11 protein-coding genes and 1 pseudogene are annotated in these 9,917 nt (G+C 63.8%); 5 read left to right on the forward strand and 7 right to left on the reverse strand.

All coding sequences use genetic code 11. The annotated features are described in order from the left end of the window. The first annotated feature begins 166 nt into the window (after positions 1-166). Positions 167-700, forward strand: coding sequence for a periplasmic heavy metal sensor (locus WEA77_RS15600; protein WP_368068790.1), 534 nt, complete (start codon positions 167-169; stop codon positions 698-700). On the opposite strand, the gene WEA77_RS15605 is transcribed toward WEA77_RS15600, so the two are convergent. The 7 genes from WEA77_RS15605 to WEA77_RS15635 form a co-directional block, all read right to left on the reverse strand. Next, the gene (locus tag WEA77_RS15605; RefSeq protein WP_368068791.1) at positions 697-1,092 is read right to left on the reverse strand and encodes a GFA family protein; all 396 of its coding nucleotides are present in this window, start codon (positions 1,090-1,092) and stop codon (positions 697-699) included. The two genes, WEA77_RS15600 and WEA77_RS15605, sit on opposite strands and share 4 nt — an antisense overlap. 3 nt (positions 1,093-1,095) lie before the next feature. Next, a complete protein-coding gene (locus tag WEA77_RS15610; RefSeq protein ID WP_368068792.1) occupies positions 1,096-2,535 on the reverse strand; it encodes an amidase in 1,440 nt (479 codons plus the stop codon). Between the two features lie 31 nt (positions 2,536-2,566). Next, positions 2,567-3,145, reverse strand: coding sequence for a hypothetical protein (locus WEA77_RS15615; RefSeq protein ID WP_368068793.1), 579 nt, complete (start codon positions 3,143-3,145; stop codon positions 2,567-2,569). A gap of 64 nt (positions 3,146-3,209) precedes the next feature. Then, positions 3,210-3,620, reverse strand: a complete 411-nt coding sequence (locus WEA77_RS15620) for a metallopeptidase family protein (RefSeq protein ID WP_368068794.1) — start codon at positions 3,618-3,620, stop codon at positions 3,210-3,212. Next, positions 3,617-3,937, reverse strand: coding sequence for a YbjQ family protein (locus tag WEA77_RS15625; protein ID WP_368068795.1), 321 nt, complete (start codon positions 3,935-3,937; stop codon positions 3,617-3,619). The genes WEA77_RS15620 and WEA77_RS15625 overlap by 4 nt, the downstream gene beginning before the upstream one ends. A 12-nt stretch (positions 3,938-3,949) precedes the next feature. After that, the gene (scpA, locus tag WEA77_RS15630; protein WP_368068796.1) at positions 3,950-6,112 is read right to left on the reverse strand and encodes a methylmalonyl-CoA mutase; all 2,163 of its coding nucleotides are present in this window, start codon (positions 6,110-6,112) and stop codon (positions 3,950-3,952) included. Beyond that, positions 6,109-8,028, reverse strand: a complete 1,920-nt coding sequence (locus WEA77_RS15635; RefSeq protein ID WP_368068797.1) for a methylmalonyl-CoA mutase family protein — start codon at positions 8,026-8,028, stop codon at positions 6,109-6,111. The genes scpA and WEA77_RS15635 overlap by 4 nt, the downstream gene beginning before the upstream one ends. A gap of 271 nt (positions 8,029-8,299) precedes the next feature. Between WEA77_RS15635 and WEA77_RS15640 the strand changes: the two genes are divergently transcribed. The 4 genes and pseudogenes from WEA77_RS15640 to WEA77_RS15655 all read left to right on the forward strand — a co-directional run. Further along, complete coding sequence (locus WEA77_RS15640) at positions 8,300-8,467, forward strand: hypothetical protein (RefSeq protein WP_368068798.1); 168 nt, start codon at positions 8,300-8,302, stop codon at positions 8,465-8,467. A gap of 177 nt (positions 8,468-8,644) precedes the next feature. Continuing rightward, positions 8,645-8,989 carry a hypothetical protein gene (locus tag WEA77_RS15645; protein WP_368068799.1) on the forward strand — a complete coding sequence of 115 codons (345 nt, stop codon included), beginning with the start codon at positions 8,645-8,647 and terminating at the stop codon, positions 8,987-8,989. 9 nt (positions 8,990-8,998) lie between these two features. Beyond that, positions 8,999-9,436 (forward strand): hypothetical protein, encoded by a 438-nt coding sequence (locus tag WEA77_RS15650; RefSeq protein WP_368068800.1) that lies wholly within the window; start codon positions 8,999-9,001, stop codon positions 9,434-9,436. A gap of 102 nt (positions 9,437-9,538) precedes the next feature. After that, positions 9,539-9,917 (forward strand): annotated as a pseudogene (locus tag WEA77_RS15655) (hypothetical protein); the annotation flags it as partial.

Consider the following 9,917-nt stretch of genomic DNA (forward strand, 5'->3'; position numbering starts at 1 on the left):
CGCCGTGGGCCCCTGCGGGCGGCTTCGCAGCGCTCGCGGCGGGGCTCTTCATGGGCGTGATGGTCGCGCCGGCCGCCAGCGCGGCGAGCGAATCCGAAGAAGTTGAAATCGTTCTCGAACACGCACTCGGTTTCGATCCGGCGGCGTTTGCTGAGGAGCTGGGCTGATGAGCGAACAACAACCGCCGGTCCGGCGTTTTCCGTTCTGGCTGACAGTGTCCGTCCTCGGCAATCTGGTGCTGGTCGGTTTGCTGGCAGGCATTTTCCTGAAAGGACCGTCTGGGCACGATCCCGGCCGGGACCGCGGCAAAGGCGAACACGCAATTGAGCTGACCGAGGCCGAGCGCGACGGCATGCGCCAGCTGATGCGAGAAAGCTTCGAGGCCGGGCGCGAAGCAATGGTCGTGCGGCATGAGGCAGAGCGCGAGCTTGCCGAAGTCCTGCGCGCCGAAGTCTATGATGATGCCGCGGTCCGCGCCGCCCTTGCGCGCCTGCGCGAAGCCGACCGCGCCGCCCGCGACACGGTCGGCAACCACATGTTTGACGGTCTCGCCGAGCTCTCGCCTGCGCAGCGCGCCATGGTGTCCAGAATCATGTCCGGAAATATGGAAAAACGCGGCAAGCGGGGTGAGCGTCTGGAAAAGTTCCGTGAGCGGCGCGAAGAGCGCAAGGAAGACCGCACCGAACCCGCCCCGCCCTAATCCTGCGACTTGTGCGCCAGCCGCGCGCCATTGGCTTCCCAGTTCTGCCCGTCAAACGGCGTAACTGTGACGCGGAGCGTGTTCCAGTCATCGAGGCAGCGCCAGGTGACGGCGAAACCATCCGGATTTGAGCGCGGTACATAGAAACTCTTGATCCCGCAGGTGCGGCAGAAGCGATGCTTTGCGGCGCCGGTATTGAACGTGTACTCCGTCAGATTGTCCGCCCCCTGAACAAGCCGGAACCGGCCGCGCGGCACGATCACATGGATGTTGCCGCTCATCGCGCACATCGAGCAGTTGCAATCTTCCGCCTCGAAGGTCTGCGGAAGTTCCGCCTCCCACCGCACCGCGCCGCAATGGCACCCGCCTGCGTACCACTTCCGCAGGTCCATGCCTCAGCCAACCCATTCCGGCGGACGGCGATGCGCCCAGGGCGCCGCGCGTTCCAACTGTCCGGCAAGCGCCAGCAACAGGCCTTCCTGCCCATAGCGCGCGCCGAACATCATTCCGATCGGCAGGCCGCCCGGCGCAGTCGCTGTCGGCGCGGTCCAGTGCAGCGGCACGGACATCGCCGGCGCGCCCATATGATTGAACACCGCGCAGTGCGGTGCAAATCCGGCAATTGCTTCGCCCATCTTCTGCCCGTCCGCTGTCAGCGCCATCGTGCCGAGAAGATCCGGCGCCCGGTGCAGCGTCGGCGACAGCGTCAGGTCAAAGCTACCCGCATCGAGGAAATGCTCGTACTGGATAGCCGCCGTAATGAATACGTTGTTCGCCTTGGCAAGCTCTACCATTGGCACTGTGCGCCCGAGCCGGACCATGCCCGCCGTCACCGGCTCGATCTCATCATCCGTGACCGGACGGCCCCTCACCGCACCATATTCGTCTAGCTGCGCGGCGATGTTGGCCGAAATGGTGAACAGGCCCGCCCTGGCCAGCGCCTCGCCATTGAGCAGGGGCCCGGCCTCAACCACGATGTGCCCAAGGCCTTCGAGCAGTCTTGCTGTCGCCTCCAGCCCTGCGGCCGCGTCGGCGTCCGGCTTCGTGCCATTCGGCGCCGTCCGCCAGAGCGCAATGCGCAGCTGTTTCGGGTCGCGGTCCAGCTCGGAAAGGTAAGGCCGTGCGGGAGGTGTTGCGATATAGCGGCTGCCGGTCTCCGGCCCGTGGGTGAGGTCGAGCAGCGCTGCCGTGTCCCGCACAGTCCGGCTGATGACATGCACCGTCGAAAGACCATTCCAGCCTTCCGTGCGCGACGGCCCCATCGGAATCCGCCCGCGCGACGGTTTCAGGCCGAACACGCCGCAGCACGCCGCTGGAATGCGGATCGAGCCACCCCCATCGCTCGCCTGCGCGACCGGAAGCACGCCGGATGCCACCGCCGCCGCGGCGCCGCCGGACGATCCGCCCGCAATGCGCGTGCGGTCCCATGGGTTTCGCGTCTGGCCGTAAAGCGTGGACTCTGTCGTCAGCGTCAGGCCGAATTCGGGCGTCGTGGTCGAACCAAAGAAAACGAGACCCGCTTCCCGGTAGCGCTTCACGAGCGTAGTATCGTCCGTACACACGACATCCTTGTAAGCGCGGCTGCCCCCGGTCAGAGGCGCCCCCTTGACGCCAACGGCGAGGTCCTTGGTGACGAACGGCACGCCCGCATACGGTCCCTCAAGCCCGCCCTTGGCAATCTGCTCACGCGCCAGATCCGGATACAGCGCCGCAAAACAATTTACCCGCGCCTGCGCCTTCTCAGCGCGGCTGACCGCCTCCTCCAGCAATTCAGAGGGCGAAACCTTCTTTTCCCTGACAAGCTGCGCAAGGCCGAGGCCATCGTGTTGCGTCATCTGCGTTTCATCCTTGTTGATCGCGGTGTGCTCATCCCCGGCGCTGCCAGATCAGGCGGCCCATGTCCGACTGCGTGACAAGATACTCACCGGAGAAACTGTAGGTTGCTGCCAGCGTGAAGCCGGGCAGGGGCGCGGCGTAGACGGACAATGTCTGCCCATCGGCGCGCCATTCGCCCTCGAAGTCAATGGTCCGCCCGCCATCATACGACCAGTTACCGCCGCCGCCGATGGATTCCGTATACTGCACAACCCGGCCATCCGGGTGCAGTTCCATCGTCATCACGGTCGTATAAGAGGCGAAGTTGCTGCCACCGCTGTTGACGATGTTCTCGTTCACCCAGATGCCTGCCATCCGTGCGTCACGCTGCGCTTCGGCAGGTTGCGCCGCTGGCTCGGCGGGAACGGCAGGCGCGGGCTGCACAGGCACGGCAACGGGCGCGGCAGGCGATACTGAGGCGGCCAGTTCAGTTTCCGCAGGTTGGACGGCCGCTTCCGCGACAACGGCGTTTTCCGCAATCATGGACACATCTGGCTCCGCCGGCGCCGCGGCTTCCTTAGAACAAGCGCCGAGCAGCAACGCCGCTGCGAACAGAAAGTATGATCTCATGAAATGTCCCCTCAAATGCCGGGCGAAGAAGGCGTCTCACAATACGTGACCTGAAAACAGGCGATCAGCCTTCGTCGTCCTCTTCCAGCTTCGCGTCGATTTCCTCGTCTGACCAGCCAAAATGGTGGCCGAGTTCGTGAATGAACACGTGAGTGACAAGCTCTTCAATCGTCGTATCGCCGCGCTGCGCCCATTCGAACAGGATCGGTATCCGGTAGAGATAGATCAATGGCCGCTCGATCGCCGGCTGCGTCACGCTCTCGATGGTCAGCGGCACACCGCAATAGAGCCCGGTCAGGTCCAGCGCATCATCGATTTCCATGTCGCCCAGGATTTCGTCCTCGGCATAGTCCATCACCAGGATGCGCACATCCCCGGCCGCCTTGCGCATGAACTCCGGCAACTCGGCGAAACACTTTTCCGCACAGGCGAGCATTTCCTCAACGCCCGGCGCCGTCAGCGCAAACGTGCTCACTCGAGCACGACCGCCGTGCCGGACACCGCCACCATCATCATCGAGCCCTGCTGTCCAACGACGCCGTAATCGAACTTGATGCCGACAACCGCATTCGCGCCCAGCGTGCCCGCCTCTTCCTTCATTTCGCGGATTGCATCATTGCGCGTCTCACGCAGAGTGCTCTCATAGGATTCCGACCGCCCGCCCACTAGGTTCGTGAAGCTCGCCAGGATGTCCTTGCCAAGGTGGGCCCCGATGACGACCTCGCCGCAAACGACACCCTTGTAGGCCACAATCTTGCGGCCATCGATGGAAGAAGTGGTTGAGAGGATCATGTGCGCCGGTCCTTATTCCGCTGCCGTCAGGGCCGGATCCGTCTTGTCGCCCAGCAATTCGAGCATGCGAATCGCGCTGTCGGCAATCACGGTGCCCGGAGGGAAGATGGCGGCGGCGCCGGCCGTGCGCAAGGCGTCGAAGTCCTGCGGCGGGATAACCCCGCCCACGATGATCCGCGCGTTCGCCGCGCCTTCGTTGCCAAGGGCGCGTTTCAATTCCGGCACCAGCGTCAGGTGGCCCGCTGCGAGCGATGACGCCGCAACGATGTCTACGCCCGCCTTGCGCGCATCGGCGGCGGCTTCTTCCGGCGTCTGGAACAGCGGGCCAATCTCGACATCCCAGCCAAGGTCCATCAGTGCGGATGCGACAACCTTCTGCCCCCGGTCATGCCCGTCCTGGCCCATCTTGGCGATATAGATCTTCGGTTTGCGGCCGTTCGTCTTCACGTATCTGGCGGCGAGTTCCTTGGCATACTCCGCCTTGTCATTGCCCTTCACGCCGCCGCCATACACGCCCTTGATCGAGCGGATGATGGCGCTGTGGCGGCCCTGGCTGCGTTCTACCGCTTCCGAAATCTCGCCGACGGTCGCCTTGGCGCGGGCGGCGTCTACGGCCAGCTCCAGAAGGTTGCCCTTCGTGCTGGCTGCGGCCTCGGCAATCGCGTTCAGCTTCGCTTCGACGTCCGCGCCATTGCGCTCCGCCTTCAGGCGCGCAAGTTTATCAAGCTGCATCCGGCGCACGGCAGCATTGTCAACCTTCAGTACAGGGACGTCTTCGTCTTCGTCCAAAAGGAACTTGTTGACGCCCACCACCGTCTGCGTGCCACTGTCTATGCGCGCCTGCGTGTTGGCGGCGGCTTCCTCGATGCGCAGCTTTGGCAGGCCTTCCTCTATGGCCTTCGCCATGCCGCCCATCGCCTCAACTTCTGCGATGTGCTTCAGCGCCTTCGCGGCAAGGTCATGCGTCAGGCGCTCGACATAATAGCTGCCGCCGAACAGGTCGATAGACTGGCAGGCGCCCGCTTCCTGTTGCAGCAGGATCTGTGTGTTGCGCGCGATGCGTGCCGAAAAGTCCGTCGGCAGGGCGAGGGCTTCGTCGAAGCTGTTGGTGTGCAGGCTCTGCGTCTGCCCGCCCGCCGCTGCTATGCCTTCGAGGCAGGTGCGGATCACGTTGTTGTAAACATCCTGCGCCGTCAGGCTCCAGCCGGAGGTCTGAGAATGTGTCCGCAGGCTGAGAGATTTCGAGGATTTCGGTGCAAAATTCTCCTGCACCAGCTTCGCCCAGATCAGGCGCGCGGCGCGCATCTTGGCAACTTCCATGAACGTGTTCATGCCAATCGCCCAGAAGAAGGAAAGGCGCGGCGCAAACGCATCCACATCCAGCCCGGCGGCGACGCCCGCGCGGATATACTCGATGCCGTCGGCCAGCGTGTAAGCCAGCTCCAGGTCTGCCGTCGCGCCGGCTTCCTGCATGTGATAGCCGGAGATCGAGATCGAGTTGTACTTCGGCATCTTCCGCGAGGTATAGGCGAAGATGTCCGAAATGATCCGCATGCTGGGTTTCGGCGGATAGATATAAGTGTTGCGCACCATGAACTCTTTCAGAATGTCGTTCTGAATGGTGCCGGCGAGCTTCTCCGGTGGCACGCCCTGTTCCTCGGCCGCCGCAATATACAGCGCGAGGATCGGCAGAACCGCGCCATTCATCGTCATCGACACCGACATCTGGTCCAGCGGAATGCCGGAAAACAGCGTGCGCATGTCATAGATGGAATCGATAGCCACGCCCGCCATGCCCACATCGCCGGACACGCGCACATGGTCGGAATCATAACCCCGGTGCGTCGCCAGGTCGAACGCGACCGACAGCCCCTTCTGTCCGGCGGCAAGGTTGCGCCGGTAGAAGGCATTGGAATCCTCCGCCGTCGAAAAGCCCGCATATTGCCGGATCGTCCAGGGCTGGTTCGTGTACATCGTCGGATAGGGCCCCCGTCCGAACGGCATAAGCCCCGGATAATCATCGACGAAATCCAGCCCCGCGCGGTCCTGCGCCATATAGGCGGTCTTCACCGCAATGCCTTCCGGCGTCTCCCATGCCTCGCCGAGCTTCGGATTGCCGGCCTTTCCGGTTGGGGTGTCGAGCGTGAGTCTCGTGAAATCCGGGAACTGGGTCATTGTGCCACTCCGAGTTCGGCATGGGCAAGTTTGAGCAGATGCACCACATCCGCGCCGGCAAAGATGTTCGCATCGATGCCCGCGCCTTCATGCTTGCCCGCGAGCCAAACACGCTGCGCGCCGGCCTTCTTCAGCGCTTGCGCCGCGCCGGACGCTTCAGCTTCGTACAACCTGTCGGTGCTGCACAACACCGCGATCCGGCAACCAGAGGCCCGGAAGGCAGATACCAGTTCCGCCACCGCCTTCGGCGGCACAGGCGGCTCCTCCGAGACGATCCCGCCTGCTGCAAAGAAATTGCGCGCAAAATCTGCCCGTGCGGTGAACTCCGCAAGACTTCCGATTGTCGCCAGAAACACCGCAGGCGGACGATCCGGTTTCGCGGCGGCATCTCGCAGCGCCTCGAAAGGCGCGGCCAGACGGATCGGCGCGAGCGCTGCCGCCGATGCATCCGGGCCGCCCGCAATCGCCGTCTTCGCAAAATGCTGGGTACCCGCCGCAGAGAAGCCCGCACGCGGCTTCGGCGTTTCCACGGCCGCCACCGGCGCGCCGATCTCCTCGAGAAGCGGATACTCGCTGACACCCGTCACCGGAATCTTCCGCCGCGCAATGTCCTTCGCCCGCGCCTCGCGCGCAGTCGCCACCCGCGCCTGGAATGCACCGGCGATCAGCGAGGCCGCAAAGCCGCCTTCCCCCTCGGTTTTCTGAAACTCGGCCCATGCGGCCTTTGCCAGGTCATCCGCCAGCGTCTCGGTAAACCAGGCCCCACCCGTCGTATCCGCCACCCTGCCAAGCTGGCTTTCTTCCATCGCAATGATCTGCGTGTTGCGCGCAATACGGCGGCCGAGTTCTTCCGGCAGGCCGAGCGCTTCATTGAACGCCCGCACCGTAAGAATGTCTGCTCCGCCGACAGCGCCTGCAAAAGCCGCGCAGGTGCCGCGCAACATGTTCGTCCACGGATCATACTTCGTCAGCATCCGCAGCGAAGTCACGCCTTGCAGCCGCATCGGCGAGGCCGCGAGCCCCAGCGCTTCAAGGCAGCGCGCCCAGAGCCGTCGCGCCGCGCGCAGCTTGGCGATGCCGATGCCGTAGTTGGCGTCCAGCGACAGCGCAAATGTAAAGTTCGCCGCAATCCGCGCCGTATCCGCATGCCCGTCCAGCCGCCGCAGCGTGTCGATGGCCGAGGCGATCAGCGCGCCGAGCTCCTGCGCTTCCGATCCGCCCGCCTCATGCACCATGCGCGCATCAATGCGGAACAGGCCCGCCATAGGAAAGCTCGCGCCGAGCGCGCTCGCCACCGCGCCGTGCCGCGCAAACGCTGCGTCCAGGCCGCCCGCCAGTGTGCCGTTTCGCGCAAGTGCGCCGAGCGGGGCCATGTTGAAATCGATCTTCAGCCCGGCGGCATTCTCCTGTTTCTCTGCCCAGAGGCCGAGGAGCGCGGATGCCGGCGCGCCCGGCGAAGTTGCATGGTCCAGCGCCACGCCGGCCATATCGGCCCTCACGCCCGCCAGCGCTCTATCAAAGTCTGCCGCCTCGGTGATCTGCACGCCCGCCTTGCCGGCGGGGTCCAGCGCAATCTCGACGGAGCAGACGCCGCGCTCGAGGTCGCGCAGGATTTCGGTATTGGTCCGCTCGGCCGACGGATGCGCAAAGGCCTGCCGGATATCCCAGGGCAGCCACCTGTCCGGCGCTGCCGTTTTCCCGCGCAGGAAAGGCGCTTCGCCGGGGATGCCCAGCGGATCGGCCGCGGCGGCAAAGTCGCTCTCGCGGTACAGCGCCTTGATGCCCACGCCGTCCGCCGTCCTGCGGGTCAACGTGTCGGCGCCCTTGCCCTTCAGGGCCTTTTCGACCTCGCGCAGCCAGTCGGCTTCGGTGGCTTCGGGGAATGCGGAACTGAAGGGGAGAATGTCGTCTGCCATGGCCGGGATTTAGGGCAATCGGGTGCGTCTTGTGAACCGTTTCCTTTGGGACACCGTGACACCACGTCTGGACGGTTGACGCGGCGGCCAGGATCTGCGAATAAGAATTATTCGCAAAACTGGGGGCCATGCCATGCGCCCGTCCCGTCAATTCGATGTTCAAACCCTCCGGACTGAATCGCCGGAACGCGGCGAAGCAACTGAAATGTCAGGGATTTACCGAACCTGCCCCGTCAACTCACAAAACCCTCCCGGCGCCGTTTCCTCCCCAATGCCGGCCAGCGGGCCTGTTTGTGACTGGTCCGGCTCGCAGGCGAATGTGCTTGGTCTCTGGCTCGACCGGTTGATCGAGCAGGGCGACCCCGGCGATCTGGTCTCGATGGTCCACCGCCAGCAGGCCTGGCTGGAGCTTTTGCGCGCCCGGATGGTCCGCGACTGAAACCTTTTCTGCGCGCGTGCGTTAGTCATTCGCTACCTGCGCGAATCAGGTGGCGAACGCAATTAAAGCCATGTTCTAAACTGGAATTTCAGTATTCCTGGCTATGTGGATGCTCAGCCTCGCGGTGCATCGGCGTTCTTCGCTGGCCATCAACCGCTGACCCAAAGGTGACCCTGAATGTCCGATACATCTTCGAACACGTCCAAACGCGCCAAAGCCGCTGCCGACAAGGCAACCCGGGAACTCGAGGCCCGCCTCGAAGCCCTGCGCGAGGAAATGGACGAGATCATGGGCACGCTCGGCAAGAAGGCCGAAACGAAGATCGATGCCCTTGCCGACGTTTTCTCGGGCGATACGGCCGATCAGATCATGGAAGAACTTCGCGAAGTCCTTCTGGAAATCAAGGCAAAGGCCAGCGCAGCGGAGAAGAAGGTCGTCGAAACGGCCCGCGAAAATCCGCTCCAGACACTGCTCATTGCTTTCGGCGTGGGCTTCCTCGCTTCGCTGTTCCTGCGCCGCTGATACTGCGCAATGCGCTTCCTGCCGCTTCTGTCTGCATTCCTCTCCCTCGCCAATCTTGATATTGGCGGCGCCGTTTCTCGGCGCGCGAAGGGAGTTGGATACACATTGGTGGCCATCGTCTTGCTGCTCACGGCCTATGTCCTCGCCGTCGGCTCGCTCGCCCTCTACCTCGCCCAGCTGATGAGCGCCTGGGCGGCTCTTGGCGCCGTCGCGATCGGCTGCGTTGTGGCGGCCGGGATCATCTATTATTTCGGCACGCTGTCAGCCAAAGCGGAAATAGAGCGCGCGAAGGAAGTTTCCGGCGCCCGCCAGAGAGCGACGCTCGGGACCCTCACCGGCCTCGCCGTGGGCGGCGGGTCCACGAGGACGCTTATCATTGCGGCCCTCGCGGGCCTGCTCGCCGGCGGCCTGCTCGATTCCAGGGGCGGCTCCGACAAGGATGACTGACGCGGCTGAACGGCCCGGCAACAAAGTCACGCTTTCGGTTCAAATCAGTCTATAGTCCCCGCTCAGTGCATGGTAAAAAATGCCGTGCCGGGAGGGCGGATCATGGCAAGAATCATTACCATCAACGGCGTCGGGGACATCGACCTCGACAAGATCGCGCGGCTGCTGCCGGGCCGGAAGGGGTGGGACCTTCTCCAGCTCGGCACGCAAGGGCGCTACATCAAGGCCATCATCGATTCGTGGCCGACGCTTGAGCGCTACGACATCTATACGCCGCTCCGCCTTGGCCATTTCTTCGGTCAGGGCCTCGTTGAAACCGGCTGGTTCAAGTCCACCGAGGAAGGCTTAAGTTATTCCGCCGAAGGTCTGATCAAGACTTTCCGGTATTATCGCCGCAATCCCGACCTCGCCAGGCAACATGCCCGCAAACCGGAACTGATCGCCAACACCGTCTATGGCGGCCGCGCCGACCTCGGCAACA

It is taken from the genome of Hyphomonas sp. (assembly GCF_040882205.1).
Lineage (GTDB): Bacteria > Pseudomonadota > Alphaproteobacteria > Caulobacterales > Hyphomonadaceae > Hyphomonas.

Excerpts from the sequence above, each read along its gene's own strand:
- WEA77_RS15600 (WP_368068790.1), top strand. The coding sequence starts at position 167 with ATGAGCGAACAACAACCGCCGGTCCGGCGTTTTCCGTTCTGGCTGACA.
- WEA77_RS15605 (WP_368068791.1), bottom strand. The coding sequence starts at position 1,092 with ATGGACCTGCGGAAGTGGTACGCAGGCGGGTGCCATTGCGGCGCGGTG.
- WEA77_RS15610 (WP_368068792.1), bottom strand. The coding sequence starts at position 2,535 with ATGACGCAACACGATGGCCTCGGCCTTGCGCAGCTTGTCAGGGAAAAG.
- WEA77_RS15615 (WP_368068793.1), bottom strand. The coding sequence starts at position 3,145 with ATGAGATCATACTTTCTGTTCGCAGCGGCGTTGCTGCTCGGCGCTTGT.
- WEA77_RS15625 (WP_368068795.1), bottom strand. The coding sequence starts at position 3,937 with ATGATCCTCTCAACCACTTCTTCCATCGATGGCCGCAAGATTGTGGCC.
- scpA (WP_368068796.1), bottom strand. The coding sequence starts at position 6,112 with ATGACCCAGTTCCCGGATTTCACGAGACTCACGCTCGACACCCCAACC.
- WEA77_RS15635 (WP_368068797.1), bottom strand. The coding sequence starts at position 8,028 with ATGGCAGACGACATTCTCCCCTTCAGTTCCGCATTCCCCGAAGCCACC.
- WEA77_RS15640 (WP_368068798.1), top strand. The coding sequence starts at position 8,300 with ATGCCGGCCAGCGGGCCTGTTTGTGACTGGTCCGGCTCGCAGGCGAAT.
- WEA77_RS15645 (WP_368068799.1), top strand. The coding sequence starts at position 8,645 with ATGTCCGATACATCTTCGAACACGTCCAAACGCGCCAAAGCCGCTGCC.
- WEA77_RS15650 (WP_368068800.1), top strand. The coding sequence starts at position 8,999 with ATGCGCTTCCTGCCGCTTCTGTCTGCATTCCTCTCCCTCGCCAATCTT.